The organism is Streptomyces sp. NBC_00536 (assembly GCF_036346295.1).
Lineage (GTDB): Bacteria > Actinomycetota > Actinomycetes > Streptomycetales > Streptomycetaceae > Streptomyces.
On the sequence record NZ_CP107819.1, the window covers coordinates 8,352,894 to 8,371,133 of the forward strand.

Annotated in this window: 15 protein-coding genes and 1 pseudogene; 10 read left to right on the forward strand and 6 right to left on the reverse strand. The window is 69.3% G+C overall.

What is annotated here, in order from left to right; all coding sequences use genetic code 11:
* Positions 1–44 precede the first annotated feature (44 nt).
* Together OHS33_RS35910 and OHS33_RS35915 are read left to right on the forward strand one after the other, a co-directional pair.
* The gene (locus OHS33_RS35910) at positions 45–953 is read left to right on the forward strand and encodes a putative PEP-binding protein (RefSeq protein WP_330334622.1); all 909 of its coding nucleotides are present in this window, start codon (positions 45–47) and stop codon (positions 951–953) included.
* A complete protein-coding gene (locus OHS33_RS35915; protein ID WP_330334623.1) occupies positions 946–1,767 on the forward strand; it encodes a 2-phosphosulfolactate phosphatase in 822 nt (273 codons plus the stop codon). The genes OHS33_RS35910 and OHS33_RS35915 overlap by 8 nt, the downstream gene beginning before the upstream one ends.
* A 57-nt stretch (positions 1,768–1,824) precedes the next feature.
* Here OHS33_RS35915 and OHS33_RS35920 read toward each other — a convergent pair whose 3' ends face one another.
* Both OHS33_RS35920 and OHS33_RS35925 read right to left on the reverse strand, forming a co-directional pair.
* Positions 1,825–2,520, reverse strand: coding sequence for a hypothetical protein (locus OHS33_RS35920; protein WP_330334624.1), 696 nt, complete (start codon positions 2,518–2,520; stop codon positions 1,825–1,827).
* A 57-nt stretch (positions 2,521–2,577) separates the two neighbouring features.
* On the reverse strand, positions 2,578–3,309 hold the full coding sequence (locus tag OHS33_RS35925) for an SDR family NAD(P)-dependent oxidoreductase (RefSeq protein ID WP_330334625.1): 732 nt from the start codon (positions 3,307–3,309) through the stop codon (positions 2,578–2,580).
* Positions 3,310–3,403: 94 nt separating this feature from the next.
* Between OHS33_RS35925 and OHS33_RS35930 the strand changes: the two genes are divergently transcribed.
* Positions 3,404–4,252 carry a LysR family transcriptional regulator gene (locus OHS33_RS35930; protein ID WP_330334626.1) on the forward strand — a complete coding sequence of 283 codons (849 nt, stop codon included), beginning with the start codon at positions 3,404–3,406 and terminating at the stop codon, positions 4,250–4,252.
* A gap of 95 nt (positions 4,253–4,347) precedes the next feature.
* Positions 4,348–4,758: a RidA family protein gene (locus tag OHS33_RS35935; RefSeq protein WP_330334627.1), complete on the forward strand. Its 411-nt coding sequence runs from the start codon at positions 4,348–4,350 to the stop codon at positions 4,756–4,758.
* An 88-nt stretch (positions 4,759–4,846) separates the two neighbouring features.
* Here OHS33_RS35935 and OHS33_RS35940 read toward each other — a convergent pair whose 3' ends face one another.
* The gene (locus tag OHS33_RS35940; protein ID WP_330334628.1) at positions 4,847–5,386 is read right to left on the reverse strand and encodes a hypothetical protein; all 540 of its coding nucleotides are present in this window, start codon (positions 5,384–5,386) and stop codon (positions 4,847–4,849) included.
* 328 nt (positions 5,387–5,714) lie between these two features.
* On the opposite strand from OHS33_RS35940, the gene OHS33_RS35945 reads away from it, so the two are divergent.
* From OHS33_RS35945 to OHS33_RS35965, 5 genes are all read left to right on the forward strand, one after another.
* Positions 5,715–6,188, forward strand: a complete 474-nt coding sequence (locus OHS33_RS35945; protein ID WP_330334629.1) for a hypothetical protein — start codon at positions 5,715–5,717, stop codon at positions 6,186–6,188.
* 443 nt (positions 6,189–6,631) lie between these two features.
* Positions 6,632–7,156, forward strand: coding sequence for a peptidylprolyl isomerase (locus tag OHS33_RS35950; RefSeq protein WP_330334630.1), 525 nt, complete (start codon positions 6,632–6,634; stop codon positions 7,154–7,156).
* A 269-nt stretch (positions 7,157–7,425) separates the two neighbouring features.
* On the forward strand, positions 7,426–7,839 hold the full coding sequence (locus OHS33_RS35955; protein ID WP_330334631.1) for a hypothetical protein: 414 nt from the start codon (positions 7,426–7,428) through the stop codon (positions 7,837–7,839).
* Positions 7,840–8,554: 715 nt separating this feature from the next.
* Positions 8,555–10,066: a protein kinase domain-containing protein gene (locus OHS33_RS35960; RefSeq protein WP_330334632.1), complete on the forward strand. Its 1,512-nt coding sequence runs from the start codon at positions 8,555–8,557 to the stop codon at positions 10,064–10,066.
* A 552-nt stretch (positions 10,067–10,618) separates the two neighbouring features.
* Positions 10,619–13,315, forward strand: coding sequence for an NB-ARC domain-containing protein (locus OHS33_RS35965; protein ID WP_330334633.1), 2,697 nt, complete (start codon positions 10,619–10,621; stop codon positions 13,313–13,315).
* 962 nt (positions 13,316–14,277) lie between these two features.
* Here OHS33_RS35965 and OHS33_RS35970 read toward each other — a convergent pair.
* Together OHS33_RS35970 and OHS33_RS35975 are read right to left on the reverse strand one after the other, a co-directional pair.
* A complete protein-coding gene (locus tag OHS33_RS35970) occupies positions 14,278–15,396 on the reverse strand; it encodes a fatty acid desaturase family protein (protein WP_330334634.1) in 1,119 nt (372 codons plus the stop codon).
* Positions 15,397–15,403: 7 nt separating this feature from the next.
* Positions 15,404–16,459: a ferredoxin reductase gene (locus tag OHS33_RS35975; RefSeq protein ID WP_330334635.1), complete on the reverse strand. Its 1,056-nt coding sequence runs from the start codon at positions 16,457–16,459 to the stop codon at positions 15,404–15,406.
* A gap of 87 nt (positions 16,460–16,546) precedes the next feature.
* On the opposite strand from OHS33_RS35975, the gene OHS33_RS35980 reads away from it, so the two are divergent.
* Positions 16,547–17,686, forward strand: coding sequence for a PucR family transcriptional regulator (locus OHS33_RS35980; protein ID WP_330334636.1), 1,140 nt, complete (start codon positions 16,547–16,549; stop codon positions 17,684–17,686).
* A 252-nt stretch (positions 17,687–17,938) separates the two neighbouring features.
* On the opposite strand, the pseudogene OHS33_RS39890 reads toward OHS33_RS35980, so the two are convergent.
* Positions 17,939–18,172 (reverse strand): annotated as a pseudogene (locus OHS33_RS39890) (transposase family protein); the annotation flags it as partial.
* Positions 18,173–18,240: the final 68 nt, after the last annotated feature.

The following is an 18,240-nucleotide window of genomic DNA, read 5'->3' on the forward strand; positions in this document are numbered from 1 at the left end:
ACCCACCCACCACGAAGCGAGGGCACATGCGTCATCGACTCAGCTTGAGCGGGGAGATCCCCCCGCCCTCCGTAGTCAAGGAATTCGAGGGCGTCGGGCTCATCCGCAGCGAGTACGTCATCCGGGCCAGCGGCCACTTCATCTCCGTGCAGCGCACCCAGGACGCCCTGCGCGAGTACGTGGCGGCCGTCGCGAGGGCCGTGCCGGGCCGGCCGATCTGGTACCGGACCAGCGAGATGACCTCACAGGAGGCCAACACGCTGATCGGCGTCGACCGGACGTACACCGAGGCCGACTTCATGAAGGGCCGGCGCGGGGTGCGCCGGGCACGGGAGATGCCCGAGGCCTTCGAGACCGAGCTGCGCGTCGTGGCGGAGGTCGCGGCCGACCACCCCGACCTGCACGTCCTCGCGCCGTTCGTACGGGATGCCGAGGACCTCGGCTTCGTCGCCGACACCCTTGAGCGGATCGACTGGCCGAACCGCTTCGGATCGATGGTGGAGATCCCCTCGGCGCTGTTCGACATCGAGCAGTTCGTGGCGCTGGGTGCCACCAATTTCCTCCTGGGCATGAACGACCTCTCCTCGACGCTCACCGCCACCACGCGCGAGTTCTGGGACATGAAGCTGCACCCGAGCGTGTGGTGGGCGATCGACCAGGTCGCCGCACTGGCCAAGGGCGCGCCCTGGGACTGGGGCCTCGCCGGGAACCTGAGCCCCGCGGTCGTCGAACGGGCCGAGCTCGCCGGCGTCCCGTACGTCAGCATGCACTACAGCGAACTGCCCAAACTCCTGGGCTGGGACGAGAACACCCTGCCCGACCTCGACCTGGTGGCCCGCACCAAGGCGTTCACCCGACGGCAGATCGCCCGCGCCGAGGACCGGGCCTTCCGGGAACGCCTCGGCCTCGATGCCGCCGCACCGACGGAAGAAGGCCTGGTGCTCGGTGACTGACCGCCCGATCCGCTCCGACGTCCTGGCACCCGCGGACTTCGACCCCTGGCCCGGCCGCCAGGTCCACCTCGAATGGGGCGTGACCGGTGCGGCGCTCGCCGCCGAACGCGGCGATGCGGTGGCCGTCGTCGACGTGCTCTCCTTCTCGACCACGATGTCGATCGCCTGCGAGCGCGACTTCTCCTGCCTCGTCTACAGTGGTGCGGAAATCGCCGACATGGGAGGCCCCGAGGCCGCCGGCACCCTGCTCCGCGCACGACCCCTGAGCAAGAAGCGCCGTACCGGACAGGGCGGGGTGTCACTCTCGCCCGCCAGTATCCTGCGGGCGGACCCCGGCCAGCGGGTGCTGTTCACCTCGCTCAACGGCGCGGCAGTGGTCTCGGCCGCGTCCGCGGCACCCGCCCTGGTCGTCGCGGGACCCCGCAACGCCACGGCCGCCGCCCAACTGCTCGGGGGCCTTCTCGACGACGGCAGCGCGCGCCGCGTCACCGTGATCGCCTGCGGTGAGCAGTGGAGTTCGGTGTCGCCGGGCACCGGCGGCGTGCGACCGGGAGTGGAGGACTGGCTCGGAGCCGGCCTGGTCTGCCGTGAACTGCGGGCCCGGGGGCTCCTGCTCTCCGCCGAAGCCCGTATCGCCGCAGCCGCCTGGACCTCCCCGGCAGACCTGCGCGACTGCGTCTCCGCCCGTGAGCTGATGGCAGCGGGCTTCACCGAGGACGTGGAGCTGGCACTGACCGTCGACGCCGACTCCAGGGTCCCGGTCCGCGAATCCACCGACCCGACCGGCCGCCTCTTCACCGGCCGCTCCAAATGAACGGACCCGAGACCGCGGCGTGAACTCCACCGGGCAGGGGCCCGCGAAGAGCCGGATTCAGGCGTCCGTGTCGAGGAGGTGCTGGTCGACTTCCTTGAACGACCAGGTTCCCGCGGTGCGGGTGAAGACCCAGACCAGGTCGAAGCGGTCCGGCCAGGAGGCGGGGGCCCCGCTCTGCGGTGCGAGGGCCTTCACGATGGCGGGGATCCGGGAGTGCTCCCAGCAGATCAGCACGGGGCCGGCGGCCACCGAGACGGCCGCCGCCAGGTCGGCTTCCTTCGACTCGGCGTAGGTGAGGTCGACGGTCAGGCCGAGCCGCTCGGCCAGCGGGGTGACGGTCTGTCGCATCCGGTGGCCGCCGGCGTCCGGCCCCTGATCGGTGGCGGCGTACACCTTGACGGGCCGCACCAGGCCGGCGGCCGGCTTCGGGGTGAACAGCCCCGGCAGGGCGTTGGCCCGGGCCCAGCCCCGGTCGGTCAGGGAGTGGCTGTCCCGCTTGCCGGTCTCGTCCTTGCCGCGCTCACTGCCGGTGGGCTTCTCACCGTGCCGGATGATCATCACGACCAGGTCACCGCTGCCGCCTCCAGCGGTCGCCGTGCCCGCGGAGGGGCTCGTGACCTGCGCGGACTGCTGCGGGGTGGCGCCTTTACTCTTGGATCCGCAGCCGGCCAGCAGCAGAGACATCGCCCCCAGGCCGCCGATCACACTGCGGCGGCTGAGCGCAGAAGACCGTTCCTCGTACCCGTACACCATTCCTTGTGACTCCCCGTTCCGGCGCCCGCCTCTGGCCCACGAGCGTAGAGGAGCACATCACCAGGGAACTACGCCGGCGTCGTTGAAGAACTGTCCGGTCGGGCCGTCGTCGGGCAGGGTCGCGAGTTTGATGGCGATCGCCGCGCCCTGTTCGGGGGTGCGCACGCCGCGGAAGCCGTTGAGGTCGGTCGCGACGTAGCCGGGGCAGCCGGCGTTGATCAGGATGTTCGTGCCGCTCAGCTCCCGGGCGTACTGGAGGGTGACGGCGTTCAGGAACGTCTTCGACGGCGCGTACGCCACGGCCACCGGGCCTGCCGTCTGCTCGGCGGCGGGTCCTGACTGCCGGGTGAGGGAGCCGACACTGCTGGACATGTTCACGATCCGAGGTGAGGCAGAACGCCGAAGCAGCGGCATCATCGCGTTGGTGACGCGGATGACGCCGATCACGTTGGTCTCCACGACCGTCCGGATGGTGGCGGGATCGACGCGGGTGGGTTCCTGTGGCATGCCGCCGGTGATGGCGGCGTTGTTGACGAGCACGTCCAGGCGCCCGGCCTGTTCCTCGATCAGCCGTGCGGCGGCGGTGGCGCTCGCGTCGTCGGTCACGTCCAGTGGCACGCCGAACGCGTCGACGCCGGCCGCGCGCAGTCGCTCCACCGCGGTGTTGCGGCGCTGTTCGTCGCGGGCGCCGACGCCGATGCTCCAGCCGAGTGCGCCCAGGCCCGCGGCGATCTCGTAGCCGATTCCCTTGTTCGCGCCGGTGACCAGCGCAATCGTTCGTTCGCTCATGGGGACCATGCTGCTTTCTGGCCCCGGCGGGGTCCAACACCGATCGGGTGGGCAGCGATACCGTCCGGGTATTGATCCGGGATACCGTGGCTGCATGGAGACCCGGGAACTGCGGTACTTCGTCGCCGTCGCTGAAGAGCTGCACTTCGGGCGGGCCGCGCAGCGGCTCGGGATCGCGCAGCCGCCTCTGTCCCGGGCGATCCAGCAGCTCGAACGCCGCCTCGGGGCAGCACTGCTGGACCGGACCAGCCGCACAGTCACGCTGACCGCGGCCGGCTCGGTGCTGCTGGCCGAGGGCCGCGCGGCCCTCGATGCGGTCGACGCCGCCGAGCGCCGGACCCGCCGCGCCGCCCTTTCCACGACCGGCCGTCCCGGCCTGGCCCTGGTCACGAAGGCCAGCGCGTCCAGAGAACTGCTGGCCGAACTGCTCGACGCGTACGCCGCCGAACCCGGCGCGGTCCCCGTCGACGTCATCCTGTGCGGCCCTGCCGAGCAGCAACGACTCCTGCGCGAAGGTCGGGCCGACGTCGCGCTGCTGCACCGGCCGTTCGACTCGACAGCCGGGTTCCACACCGAAGAACTCAGCACAGAGGGCCAGGTCGTGGTCCTGCCGGCCGGGCACCCGCTCACCGTCCGCGTCCATGTGCACATGGCCGACATCACCGCCCTGCCTGGCCTGCCCCTGCCACGCTGGCCCGAGCCCGACGGCACCTACCCACCCGGCCCCGGCCCACAAGTCCGCGACCAAGCACAGCTGCTGCAACTCGTCGCGCTCGGCCGCGCGTGCGCGGTCGCACCGGAATCGTGCCGAGCCCAACTGCACGATGACCTCGCCGCCGTGCCCGTGCTGGACGCGCCCACAGTCACCACCGTGATCGCGTGGCCCCCGCACAGCCGGTCCAGAGCGGTCGCCGACCTCGTCCGGACTGCGACACGTCTCTAGCTTGCTCTTCAACCTCAGGTTGCCGCCGCTGCGGAGTGCTTGCCGGTGGGGAAATTGCGGTGCGTGCCGGCACCACGCTGGGCAGACTCGCGGACATGACTGAGAAGATCACCCGCATCAACCCGGAGCAGTTGCATGAGACGCCCGGCTACCACCACATCACGGTGGTAGAGGCAGGGCGTACGGCCTACCTGGCGGGACAGTGCCCGCTTGATCGGAACGGTGACCTCGTCGGTGCCGGTTCCCTCGAGACGCAGGTCGACCAGGTGGTCGCGAACGCGCTCACTGCCCTGGCCGCGGCGAGCGCCCAGCCGCAACACGTGGTGCGGTCAGTGATCTACGTGCGGAGCGACGAGAGGGACAAGCTCGGAGCCGCATGGCGTCGGCTCACCGAGTCTGCCCTGGGGCCGGCGTTCACCACCGCCAGCACGCTCTTGGGCGTTGCCCAGCTGGGCTTTCCCGGACAGCTCGTCGAGGTGGATCTCACCGTGGCGCTGCCTGACTGACTTCGAACGGCGTATCGAACTTGGTAGCCCAGCTGGGCATTCGCCGGACGCCGGGGCGGCTGTTCTGCCACGTCTACGGCCGGGCCGGTCATCGCAGGGACGCGCGGCCGCCGTCGCGCGTGGCCCGGAAATAGACGTTGGCGGCGGGAAGGAACATCAGCACCACAGCGGTGAGCACCGAGCACACATGCACGGTTCGACTGGCCGTGAAGAGGAGATCCATCGGCCCGGACTGCGCCAACTCCCAGCTGAGGGAGTGTCCTTGGGCCAGTGCCCGGATCGGTTGTGCCACCATCGACGCCGTCCCCAGCACGCCGAGACCCAGCGTGAGAGCGATCCGTGCCCAGCCACGGCCGCCGCGCATCCGCCGCGCGACCAGGATCGCGGCGGTGAAGACGGGCAGCCGCACCGCGAGACCCATGATGATGCCGGCCGCCGAGCCCGAGGAATCGCTGAGCATCCTGCCGATGGCGAGGACCGTTTCGAACGCACCGGCGGCAACGGCCGTCACCCACAATGCGAATGCCGCACGCACCACAGCGGGCGCCGGGCCGGGCCCGTGAAGTGCGGTGGCGCCCGGGTAGCCGGAGCGGACGGCGGCGGACGGGTTCCGAGCGGTGTGGGACATCGTGGCCTCGATTCAATGACGCTGAGTCAGGAGCGGTGGTGTGAACGCCTCTGATCCTCCGCGCCCGGCCCGGCCGGGGCCCTCCTGCTGACCGGTGGATTCCCCGGGGGCTGTCCCCACCCCGCCCCGGCGCGCGCCACTCCTCCCGGGCCGCCGCCAAGGTGCTTGTACACCACGCAAGTTGACAGACGATCGACAACCCGACGAGCGGCGCGGCCGCATCGTTCACCGCGCCGTTCATCGTTTGTCGGCCGGCGCACCGCATCGTTCATCACGGCGCGGGGACGACCCCGCGCCGCACCGAAGACACACGGAATCGAGGGGAACCATGCGTACCTCCGCACGCTTAGCGGCGCTGGCCGCGGTAACCGCCGTCGGGCTCGGCACCATCGCCACCGGCACCGCCCAGGCCGCGCCGGCCAGCACCCAGGCCGCCCGGAGCACCACGATCCACCTGCACAACGGGACCGGCTGCACGCTCTACCGGGGCGACTACTCCCTGGCCCACGGCATCTGGTCGCAGGGCCAGGAACCGCCGCAGTCGCTGGGGAACACCGGGGACGCCACCTTCCAGTCGGAGAGCAACGGCTTCGCGACCGGCACCGAGGGCACGGTGAGGTTCACCGCGTACGACTGTGAGGACAGCTGGCGCAACGGCCGGTCCGTCGTGCTGCACTGGGCCAACCCCTACACCGGGTCCAACAGCTACGACGAGAACGGCACCGACAGCACCTTCCGCTGGACCCGCCAGGGCGGGGGCGGCAACAACGCCGATGTCTTCTGGAGCGCCTGGAAGAACTGATCCCGCCATCGGGCACGCGGCTCGCTGCCTGACGGGCAGGGCTGCCCGCGCCGTCCGGCACCAGGAGTGACCTGAAGGGAAAAGCATCAGGGGCGGGGCACCACTCGGTGCCCCGCCCCTGTGCCAGGGAACCCGGGTCAGCCCTCGACCGGAATCCGGGGGCTACTTCCATTCCCGCCGACCACATCACGCCCTAGACTGCGACCGCTCGAAATCTGGCGATCATCAGGAGGGTGCACAAGATGAACCGAGTACTGATCAGCGGATTAGCGGCCGTGACCTTGGTCGTGTCCGGGGCAAGTGCCGCCACCGCTTCCGACGGCGCGCCGCCGCGCACCACGCACGGCCCTTGCCAGTACACACAGACCCCGGACGAGCCGCCCGCGCGCCGTGTTCCGCTACCGCCTGACCCCCGGCGCACCCCCAGCCGTGGCATCGTCGACGTGGCCGTTCCGACCAGCCAGGGCCCACTCCCGCTGCACCTCAACCAGGCCAAGGCGCCGTGCACGGTCCAGAGCTTCCTGCACCTGGCACGGCATGGGTTCTACGACCGGACGGTGTGCCACCGCCTGACGGCGTATCCGACGCTGAAGGTCCTGCAGTGCGGCGACCCGACCGGTACCGGTGAGGGCGGGCCCGGGTACAAGTACAAGGACGAGCTCCCAGTGGACTTGCCGCCCGCACCGACCGATCCGACCGGCGCGCGCCGCCTCTATGGGCGCGGCCTGCTGGCGATGGCCAACGCCGGTCCGGACACGAACGGTTCACAGTTCTTCGTCGTCTACGGCGACTCCGCACTGCGACCGAACTACACGGTGTTCGGCACGGTCGGCCCCGACGGCCTGGCAACACTCGACAAGGTCGCCGCCGGCGGAATCCAGCCGACCGCGGAGGCCCCGGCCCCGGTCGACGGCACACCCGTGCTGCGGACCGAGCTGTTCTGCGTCCGGCCGTCCAGCCGGCATTGACGCCCCGCTACGGTCCGCGCGGGAGCCGCGACCGCCAGCTGAGAGGCCTGGAGCCGGACTCGGCAGAGCTGAAGCCGCCGTCTCACCAGACCGGACCCAGGCCTTCGGTCCACGGCACCCGAGCCTCATGGCAGCGGCCCGGCTCGGCTTCACCGCGGCCCCGCCACGACCGACGACGGACGGATGCGACGGTTCACCTACGAGCTGTCCGGCCGATCCTGAGATGAATTGGCGTGGCCTCTTGGCGGTCCGGCTGGGAGGGTGGGTTCATGAACCATCTGGACGTGGCGCACCTTCCGCCGGGCCGCGTGGAAGCGGCTGCTCAATGGCGTGCACTGGCTGACGGTGAGGTGAGCCGTGAAGCGGTGCACGCGTGGGCTGTCCCATGGGTGGAGGGCGAGGGCGCGCTTGCTGACTTCGAGGACCCGTTGGTTGTGACGGCCCTGCAGTACCTGCACGGATTCGACCTGTGTCAGGATCCGGGCCGTCCCGGGGTCGTCTGGCATGGGAGGTCTGGTGAGGGCGAGTGGTACCACTCGCTCGACGACATCACCGGTGGGCTCACCCGGTGGCAGAAGGCCTGCGCTCTCTACGACGCGGACTCGCAAGGCTGGATCCAATCGGTGCTTGAGCATGCACGGGCCGCCATCCAGGCCGAGAATGCGCAGCGCAGGCCGCATTGACCGTCCAGGCACGCCGCCCACCTTCCCTCTCGATGGCACCTATACATACGGCGCATGGACGTCTGAGTCGTTGATCACGGTGAGCACAGGGCGTGCCTTCCCGACCGACACGGCAACGTCGGTCTACTCGATGACCTTCAACCGATCACTCGGGAAGGTGCGCCCTCCCGAGTCCGATCCACAGGTCATGAGTATTGCTCCGGTGCCCCCCTCGCTTGCCCCCAGGCCTCGGCGTGAATTGGCCCTGGCCAGGACAAACCCCCAATGCGGCGGATGATCGGCTCGGCGGGGCGCGGGGGCGTCCTGTCAGCTGGTCTCTCAGCCGGGCGTTCTGGGCGCCAGCAGGAGCGACAACGGTGGTCCGCGCCCAGCCGTTCCTCCTCTCCACCACCGTGGACGATCGACTGCGCTGCCCATGTCCCGGACTTCCTCGTTCTGCGGGCAAGGACGTACCACTGGTCGTTGACGTCAAGCCACGGCACCTGCTCATGTGGCCGAAGCTGTCTGTTCGCGCTCGGCTGGGCCCAGGGCGGTCTTCTCCTGGGGCCGGGACTTTGAGGTGTGGTGTGAGCCGCTGGAAGCGGAGCTGGCGAATGTCTACCCTGGGACGGCTGCCGCGGCTTGCGGCCTTGACCGTGTCCCGTCGAACCAAGCCGCGCGGTATGTACGCTGGCCCCGCTCAACAAGGCAGCGACGATGGACAATTGGGGACACGGTGGCAGAAGAGACGGAACCGGGGCGGGTGGTCGGCGGGCGGTACCGGCTGATGAGCAAGCTCGGGTACGGCGGGTTCGGGCGGGTATGGAAGGCCCGTGATGAGTTCCTGGACGTCGATGTCGCGATCAAAGAAGTCTGGCTTCCGCTGACAGCCTCCGACTCCGAGCAGTCCGAGCGCCTGGCCCGCGCCGCACGCGAGGCCCGCAATGCAGCACGCCTCCGAGACCACCCCAACATTGTCGCCGTACACGACGTGGTCATCGAGGACGGCGCCCCCTGGACCGTAATGCGCCTGGTCGACGGCCACTCACTGGCCGAACGGCTTGACGCAGACGGCCCATTGCCCTGGGATGACACCGAGCGCATCGCCGCTGCCCTGCTGAAGGCTCTGAGCGCGGCGCACGCGGCTGGCATCGTGCATCGGGACGTCAAGCCCGCCAACGTCATGCTGACCGACGCTGGCGAGGTGCTGCTCACAGACTTCGGGATCGCACTCCGCCAGGCCGACACCGCGCTGACCGCCCCGGGTTCCTTCATCGGCTCACTTGAGTACATCGCCCCCGAACGCGCCCGTGGGACAGACGGGCTGGCGGCCAGCGACCTGTTCTCCCTCGGGGTCGCCCTCTATCAGGCCGTCGAAGGCGTCTCCCCCTTCCGCCGAGGCACCGACACCGGCACGCTCACCGCCGTCCTGTTCGACGAGCCCCCGCCGCCCCGGCGCGCGGGCCCCCTCACACCGCTCATCGCCCGCCTCCTGGACAAGGACCCGGACCAGCGGATCACCGTCCCCGAGGCGCTGGCCCTGATCGACGCATCGCCGACGGCGGCTGAACCGCCCACACCCCCGGACCCGGCCGCCCCGCCGTATCGCACTCCTCTGGCCATCGGGCTCGCGAACGAACGTGGTGCGGACCTGAACGCTGTCGAGGACACTGACCCCAAGGGGCGAATCCGCAAGCAGGACGTCCTGAACACCGCTGACACCCTCTCGAGGTTCGCTCCTCAACCTGATCCGCAGTCCCTCAAAACCAGGCCCAGAAACCTGGTTGCCGGCATCATCCTCGTCGCGCTCACGTGCGCTGGGGTGATCGGCGCCATCGCGTACCGCGCACCCGGGGACGAAGGGGTGCCCTCATCGTGCACCCTCCCTTCCGGCTGGGCGTTTACCGCACTCCAGTTGCAGAAGGCGATGTCGCCCGATCACAGCATGTCTCCGGGGTCGGATGGGTGCACCTGGACAGGACAGCCGGACAATTACGGCCACGCCAAGGAGACCTACGAGCTCACCCTGTACACCGCCGACTTCACCACTGGCGCCCCCGGGATAGCGCCGCCCATCAAGGGTGCGCCGAAGGAGACAGCACTACGTTCGGCTTCCCCCGGATCGTGCACCATCGAGTGGCCCACCTCGTACGGGTACGGCTCCATCCAGGTGCACTCGCTCGGCGACAAGGATGCATGCACCCTGGCCAGGACCTTCGTCCAGGGCACCGTCACTAAGAATCCTTAACCACCGAGTTGACCCGACCGCTCTTCAGGCCGTGTGGGACCCGAGTACCGCATCCACCACCCCAGCCGTCCAGTTGCGGCGGGACGGCTGGGCCAGTGCCCGTGGGCTGCCCGTTGTGAGATGGGAGAGTACGCCGAGTCTGAGGGATCTGGACGGCGACCGAACCACGCCTCCGGAAAGCCGACAGGAGAGCCCGCACGTCGGCGATGAACTCGCCGTCCTGTTCCGGGCTGACGTCCTCCCGGTTCGCGAGGCCGATGTGGGCCAGGTCCCACCCAGCCTGTCGCAGGAGCGATCGTGCATCCTCGTGCCCCCACCGGGCCGCGCTCACCACCACCGTGACGGCCTGCGAGGCCGCTTCCGGGCCCGACTTCCGTCACAACGTCGCGGCCAGACGAAACGCTGCAGGGAGCGGTGAGGAGCATCATTGATGGCTATTGGAAGAGCGGCCAGGTGCGGTTTGGCGGCGTTCTGGGCATGACTGACGTCGGAGCGGCGGTTGCGCGTTGGGGGACGACGCGGCTGCTACGGCGGAGGACCGGGGGGCGGTTGATGACGGTCGAGGAGCTCGTGGCAGCAGTGGTCGCCTTGGCGATCGTGTCTGCGAAGAGGCTGGGTGCCGGTCTGGCTGATCGCGCGATGGAGGGTGTGGAGCAGTCGGTGGCCGACCGGCTGGGGCGACTGTACCGGTGGGTCGCCGGACGGCTGCCCGGTGAGGAGGGCGCGGCTCTGGCCGATGAGGCGGGCCGTTCTCCGGTTGCACAGGCTCTGCTGAGACGGAGGCTGGTACTGGCTCTGGGTGACGATCCCGCAGGCGTTGAAGAGCTACGGGTGCTCTTGTCGTTGCACGTGCCGGTTCTCGCCCATGGCGATTTCCTTCTCCCGGAATCGTCCGGAATCCCGCGTCAGCTGCCGCTGGCCGTGGCGGATTTCACCGGTCGCGGCCAGGAGTTGGCGCGGCTGGTGGAGGCTGCTGAGCGTGCAGGTGGGGGCAGGGTGTGCCTGGTGCACGGTCCGGGCGGGGTCGGCAAGACGGCTGTCGTGGTGCAGGCTGCTCATCGGCTGATGCCGTCTTTCCCCGACGGCCAGCTTTTCGTCGACCTGAACGGGGTGGAGGAGCATCCTCCTGCCGTGGGCGAGGTTCTGGGCGACTTCCTGGTGGCTCTGGGAGTGGCACGCGCCAGAATCCCCGACGATGAGGCTGGACGGGCACGGCAGTTCCGGACGGAGCTGGCCGACCGGCGTGTCCTGATCATTCTGGACAACGCGGCCAGTGAACAGCAGATAGGTGCGTTGATACCGGGTGGGTCTTCGTGCGCTGTACTGATCACCAGTCGCCAGGGCCTTGCCACGCTGGCTGTGGATGAGCGCGTCGCATTGTCGGGGCTGGACGAGGGCACCGCCTGGGATCTGTTGAGGCGGATCAGCGGCGGGGACCGGGTGGACGAGGACCCCGAAGCAGGTCGCGACGTGGTCCGTCTGTGCGGCGGGCTCCCGCTGGCCCTGCGCATCGCGGGAGCGCGGCTGGCCACGTTTCCCGCCCGTACTGTGGGCTCCTTCGCCCGCGATCTCGCCGACGACCACCGGCGGCTGGATGTGCTGAGCCTGGGCGAGCGCAGTGTGCGTGCGGTCTTCCGCGCTGGTTATCAGGCGCTCCCGTCGTTGCAGCAGCGTGCGTTCAGGCTGGTGTCCGCCCTGGACACTCCCGACCTGCCGGCCTGGGCGCTGTCGCCTTTGCTGGACGTGAACGTCGATACGGCTGACGCGTGCCTGGAGGGACTGCTGCTGGCGCATCTCGTACAGGCTCGCCGCGGCGAGGCAGGCGGCCAGCGCATCGTACTGCACGATCTCGCGCGCGCCTTCTCCAAGGAGCGAGCGGCCGAGCAGCCGGCGGACGAGTCGAACAGCGCCGTGCGGCGTCTGCTGGGTGCCCTCCTCAGCGCGGCCGACGCAGCCGACACGCAGCTACGGCCGGCCGGTGCCCGGCACAGCGGCCGTGATGGGGCGGTCCGCCGTCCACCGCCGGACGACACTGTGGCGAATGATGTGGGGGAGGCCGTCGAGTGGTTCGAAGCCGAGCGTGTGGTGCTGGTGGCAGCTGTCGCCCATGCTCACGCTCGCGGGTGGTGGGAGCTGTGCTGGGAGATCACCGACGCGATGAGTATCGCTCTTGAGCATCAGTGGCGCTGGGACATCAGCAGACAGGTCCATGCGCTTGCTCTGGACGCGGCCGACCGTCTGGGGGATGGCGGCGCCCGTGCCGCGCTGCTGCGCAACCTAGGCGAAGCCTTACGCGACAGCGGCAGTGACGTGGGCAGGGCCGCGGAGTGCTTCAGCGAAGCGATCGCTCTCTTCCACAGCTCGGGCGACGCACACGGCGAAAGCGATGCCCTGGGCAACCTGGGAATCCTGCAACGCCAGCAGGGCGAGCTGCGGGAAGCGGCGCGAACGCTCAACGCGGCCGAGAGTCTCTTCAGGGTCCTGCCGCTTGAACGCGGACTGGCCTGGACCCTGAGGGAAAAAGCGGTGATCAGCCGACACCACGCTCACTACAACCAAGCCCTCGTTCATCTCGACCAAGCGCAGGCCCTGTTCGCCGCCAACGAGGAACCCCGCGGTATCGGGTGGATTCTGCGCACCCGCGCCGACACCGAGAAGGAGAGCACGGTGGGTGGCTGCCCGCTCCCTCGCCGCTGGTACACGGGCCCCTGGCCCGGGTGCCACATCACAAGCCCTCTCACACAGGATCCGCGGTGGGCCGCGGCCCGCACCCACTACGAGCACGCTGCCCAGACCCTGCACGCTGTCCGGGACCACCGCGGGCACACCTGGGCCACCCTGGGGCTGGCCGACATGGCGCTCTACGAAGGGGACCACGCCGCCACCGAACTGATCAGCCGTGCGCTTCAGGAGACCGACGCCTGCGGCGACCATCGAGGCCGCAGCAGGGCACTGACCGTGCAAGCCCTGCTGCACGCCGAGGCAAACCGCCTCAACGACGCCATCACGCTGGCAGAACGAGCCCTCGCCGGCCCCCGCGACCACGTCGGCGCTGCTCAGGCCAGCTTCCGCCTTGCCCGTCTCTACGGCGCTGCCGGCCGGCACTACGACCTCCTCCACACCCTCCAGCAGTCCCGAACCCACTACCACGCCGCCAGCATGCCCTTCCCCGACCTTGCCGACACCGAACTCTGCTGGACACTCAACCGCCCCGTGCCCCGCGCCCGTCGCTTCCGCCGCCATCAGTGATTCCTGCAGCTTGAAAGACCGCATTAGGAATCACTGAGTTGCCGCGTACCTGATCGCCGTGGTGCGCACCGACGATGTCCGGCCTCCGCTCCACCGAGTGGAGGTCACCGGATGGAAGCGCACGCCACCGTGCTCAGCATTCACTTCACCGAGTGGAGCCCACTCGGTGGAGTGGACAACATCGTGGGGGAGTGGACGACACCGACGGGAGGATGGGGCGCACCCACCCGGTGTGCTCCCGCCGTATTTCTCCTTGGCCTCGGCCCGTGTCAGGAGAAACCCGCCGCCCGCCACCGGCGCTCTCCGCCGCATCAGCCCCCTGCGCACCACTCCCCACGTCGACCGCACCGGTGCGCACCGACCATCGAGTGGATGCGCACCGAGTGGAGGCCGGGTGCGCGTCCTGCGCCTGGCTACGGACGCCTGGTCATGGACTGCATGCACCGTGTGGGCCCACTCCACGTGTTCGTCGCGCATGGCCTCCAGGGTGGTGCAGGTGTCTCCGTGATCGTCTGGGTCGGGGATGGCGTTCTCGACGACGCGGATGATGCTGCGGGCGATGCTCAGCACGGCCGTAGTCGGGGAGTCACGCGTCCAGTCCCGCAGGGCGGACAGCAGGATGCACCCGACCTCGTCCAGGGCGAAGGAGTCCGCATGCGGCTCTCCGCCGCCCAGGACCCCCGTGACGGGGAAGACGATGTTCTCGGCGAGCCAGCCCTCGGAGGGGTCACAACGCGAAGTCGCGGGCCATGGCCTCGACCTTCGACGCGAGTTCTCATCGCCCCGCGGAGGGGGCTGTGCGCTGAGCTCCTGGCGCACGTCCAGGCAGCGCAGCCGGACACCGGGCTGCCCGGACCCCGTGCCGTACGGTCTGATGTTGCGGCCGCCCACCGTCCGCAATGGATCTCACGAACCCGGCGCTGCCGCCGGTACGGCCGAAAGATCTGAACCAGTACCGGGAATCAGGCCGCGACGAGCTCCTGCTCGCGGTCCGGCGTCTTGACCTTGGGCTTCTTGTTCGGCAGCGAGAGCCGGAAGACTTTGTGCCACGCGGAGAAAACCTGCTTGGGCAGCGGCCCGGTGACGTACTCCAGCTCGTACTTTGCGAACAGCGCGCGCACCTTCACCGCGACCTCGGCGTACCGGTTGCTCGGCAGGTCCGGGAACAGGTGGTGCTCGATCTGGTGCGACAGGTTGCCGGTCATGAAGTGCATGGCCTTGCTGCCGCTGATGTTCGCCGAGCCCATCATCTGGCGCAGGTACCACTGGCCGCGGGTCTCGTCCTTGATCGACCGGCGCTCGAAGACCTGTACCCCCTCGGGGAAGTGACCGCACATGATCACCGAGTGGGTCCAGATGTTGCGGACCAGGTTCGCGGTGAACGTGGCGGCGAGCGTGGGGAGGAACGACGGGCCCGACAGCAGCGGGTGGATCACGTAGTCCTTGAGCACCTGCTTGCGGATCTTGCGGCCCACGGCCTTGGCCCGCGCGCGGAACTCCGGGTCCTTGCGGCGGCGCTTGCTCAGGTTCTTGGCGAGCTCCAGGTCGTACGCTGCGATGCCGTACTCGAAGAAGCAGGCGTTGATGAAGTTCCACAGCGGCTGGCCGAGGTGGAACGGGTGCCACTTCTGGTCCTCGTCGACGCGCATGATGCCGTAGCCGAGGTCGTTGTCCTTGCCGATCACGTTGGTGTAGGTGTGGTGCAGCTCGTTGTGCGAGTGCTTCCACTGCTCGGACGGCGAGACGTGATCCCACTCCCAGGTGGTGGAGTGGATCTTCGGGTCCCGCATCCAGTCCCACTGGCCGTGCAGGATGTTGTGCCCGATCTCCATGTTGTCCATGATCTTCGCCACGGACAGACCGGCGGTGCCGAGCAGCCACGCGGGCGGGAAGATCGAGAACAGCAGCACGCCCCTGCTGACCAGCTCGAGCTTGCGCTGCGCCGAGATGACCTTACGGATGTAGGCGGCGTCTTTCTCACCGCGGCCGGCGATCACCTCATCGCGGATCGCGTCCAGCTCGCGGCCCAGCTCCTCGATCTGCTCCGCGGTCAGGTGGGCGGTGGGGTCGATGGCGGTCAAGGTGCTCCTACCGTTCGATGTCGCAAGGGCCCGCCGCGGCGGACACGCAGGTCTGGATGAGGACGCCGGCCTCGGCCTCGGTGATCTCGCCGGTGCGCAGGTCGCGGACGGCGCCCGCCTTGAGCGGCGTGACGCAGCCGAAGCAGATGCCCATGCGGCATCCGGAGGGCATGAGCACGCCGGCCTCCTCGCCGATGTCCAGCAACGGCGTGGCGCCGTCGGCATCGACGGTCTTGCCGGTGGCGCTGAAGGTGACCTCGCCGCCGTCGCCAGCAACGACGATGCCGGCTCGGAAGCGTTCGGTGTGCAGGCGCTCTGGTACGCCGTGCTCGGTCCAGTGCTCTTCGGCGGCGTCGAGCAGGCCCGCGGGGCCGCAGGCCCAGGTCTCGCGCTCGGCCCAGTCGGGCACGAGTTCGGCGAGACGGGCGATGTCGAGGATGCCGTCTGTGTCGGTGTGCAGCTCGGTGAGACGCAGTTTCTTGTCCGCGACCAGGTCGTGCAGCTCGTCGCGGAAGATCACGTCTTGCGGCTGTGGCGCGGAGTGGACCATGACGACGTCGTCGAGCTCGGAGTCGCGCAGCATGCCCATCACGGGCGTGATGCCGCTGCCGGCCGTCAGGTAGAGCACTTTGGCGGGCTTGGCCTGCGGCAGCACGAAGTCACCGGTCGGCTGGTCGAGCTGGATCAGCGTGCCCGGTTTCGCCTTGCGGACCAGGTGGTTGCTTACCTTGCCGTCCGGGATCGCCTTCACGGTGATCGTGACGCGGCCGTCCTGGCGGTCTGTCGGCGAGGTGATGGAGTAGGCACGCCACAGGCGCACCCCGTCGACGTCGACCCCGATCCGCACGTACTGACCGGCCGTGTGGCCGCGCCAGCCCCGTCCAGGCCTGATCACGATGGTCGCGGCGTCACCCGTCTCGGGGTGCACGGCCTCGATGCGCCCACGCAGGTCAGCGCCCGTACGCAGCGGGCTGACCAGGTCGAGGTAGTCCGACGGCAGCAGCGGCGTCGTGACCATCTCCAGCAGTTTCCATGCCCTGCTGCGGAGGGCTGCACTCGTCATGACTCCAGCTTGATGCGCCGCAAGGCGTAAAATCCTGTCCGCAGGACGTAAACTTGATCTGCCGAATTGTTCGCAAGGAACAAAAAAATGAGCCATGCAACCCGGAGGGCCACCGAGCTGGCCCTGGATGAGACGACGGTCACAGCACTTCGGGCCGCGCTGAAGACCACCGCCGACGAGGTCGTCCAGGCGATCATCGACGAGGTCCCGTCCTACGCCAACGCCCTTTCGGGCCGCATGGGTGCCACCATCCGCCGATCCGTCCGCACCGCCCTGGGGCACTACCTGGACCTCGCGAGCGGGAACGCCACGGGCGGCGACGGCGATGACGCGGCCTACGAGCTGGGCCGCGGCGAAGTGCGCGACGGCCGTTCGATGGACGCCCTGCTCAGCGCCTACCGCGTCGGCGCCCGCGTGGCCTGGCGATGCCTGGCAGCGGGTGCCGTACCCGCAGGTCTGCCCGCCGCCGAGGTCGCCAAGTTCGCGGAGCTGACCTTCGCCTACATCGACGAGCTCTCCGCCGCGAGCGCCGCGGGCCACGCCGACGAACTGGCCGCTCGGGGCAGGGACCACGAGCGCCACCTGGAACACCTGGCCCGGGACCTCCTCGCCGGCGCGAGCCCGGACGTGCTGCTGGCCTCTGTTCAACGGGCCGGGTGGCAGCCTCCGGTTTCGCTGACCGCGGTCCTGCTGCCCGCCGCCCAGGCCCGGCCTGCCTACCGCGCGCTCGACCCGAGCACCCTCGTCCTCGACGATCTGCCGGATGCCACCGGTGTGCTGCTCGTCCCCGATGCCGACCGATCACATCTCTTGCGGCAGCTGACCGACCGCACCGCCGTGGTCGGCCCGGCCCGGCCATGGACTCGCGCATCCGACTCGTACGCACGAGCCGTACGCGCGCGCTCCCTCTCCTCCGATATTCGCGACACCGAGGACCACCTGCCCGAGCTGGTGCTGAGCGCCGACGCGGACGCGTTCGCAGACCTGCGTGCCCGAGCCCTCGCACCGTTGCGGACCTTGCCTGTCGCGACCGCACGGCGGCTGGAGGAGACGTTGCGGGCATGGCTGCTGCACCAGGGCAGGCGGGACGAGGTGGCGGCGGCGTTGTTCGTCCATCCCCAGACAGTCCGGTACCGGATGTCGCAGCTGCGGGAACTGTTTCCGGATCTCGCATCGCCACAGCGGGTCCTTGAACTGACCCTGGCGGTCGGTCTTCGGGCCAGCTGACTCGTCGACACCGAGAAGCGGGACATGGGCCGAGGGCGGGAGTGGCTGGGCGCGGATCAGCCGGAGCAGGGTGTCCTTGCAGGTGCCGATGGACATGCGTTCGGAGAGGCGTGCTCCTGCCCGGCCGCCCGGGAACAGGGCCACGTTGGCGAGCTGGGCGGTGAGAGCGTCCGTGCGGCGTGCGTACCGACGTGTCAGGGCCGGTATCTGCTCGGTGAACGTGCGACGGTCGCACTGATCGTTGTCACACACGAGTCGGCGGGCCTGAAGTTCAAGTCGCACACGCTTGCCTGCCACCGGACGATTCGTCAGAGTTCGCGGGTAGTAGCAGTGCACCCTCGCGGATCTCCGTCCGCAGCCGGGACATGCTGCCGACGCGGCCTGAGACCTTACGGAGAGGCGGACCTCCGTCTCCGTGAGTGTCACGCGATCGATCTGAACCTCGACACCTGGCAGCAGAACGTCCGCGATGCGGACCCCACCCATCACACAGAATTGATGCCCGACTACCCCCAAAATAGCGACAGAGCCCAGAAGTTGAGCCAGAACCACGA

Bases quoted from the DNA above. Each gene is read 5' to 3' on its own strand.
- OHS33_RS35925 (WP_330334625.1), bottom strand. From the start codon at position 3,309: ATGAGCGAACGAACGATTGCGCTGGTCACCGGCGCGAACAAGGGAATC.
- OHS33_RS35965 (WP_330334633.1), top strand. From the start codon at position 10,619: ATGACGGTCGAGGAGCTCGTGGCAGCAGTGGTCGCCTTGGCGATCGTG.
- OHS33_RS35920 (WP_330334624.1), bottom strand. From the start codon at position 2,520: ATGGTGTACGGGTACGAGGAACGGTCTTCTGCGCTCAGCCGCCGCAGT.
- OHS33_RS35940 (WP_330334628.1), bottom strand. From the start codon at position 5,386: ATGTCCCACACCGCTCGGAACCCGTCCGCCGCCGTCCGCTCCGGCTAC.
- OHS33_RS35930 (WP_330334626.1), top strand. From the start codon at position 3,404: ATGGAGACCCGGGAACTGCGGTACTTCGTCGCCGTCGCTGAAGAGCTG.
- OHS33_RS35955 (WP_330334631.1), top strand. From the start codon at position 7,426: ATGAACCATCTGGACGTGGCGCACCTTCCGCCGGGCCGCGTGGAAGCG.
- OHS33_RS35935 (WP_330334627.1), top strand. From the start codon at position 4,348: ATGACTGAGAAGATCACCCGCATCAACCCGGAGCAGTTGCATGAGACG.
- OHS33_RS35975 (WP_330334635.1), bottom strand. From the start codon at position 16,459: ATGACGAGTGCAGCCCTCCGCAGCAGGGCATGGAAACTGCTGGAGATG.
- OHS33_RS35980 (WP_330334636.1), top strand. From the start codon at position 16,547: ATGAGCCATGCAACCCGGAGGGCCACCGAGCTGGCCCTGGATGAGACG.
- OHS33_RS35945 (WP_330334629.1), top strand. From the start codon at position 5,715: ATGCGTACCTCCGCACGCTTAGCGGCGCTGGCCGCGGTAACCGCCGTC.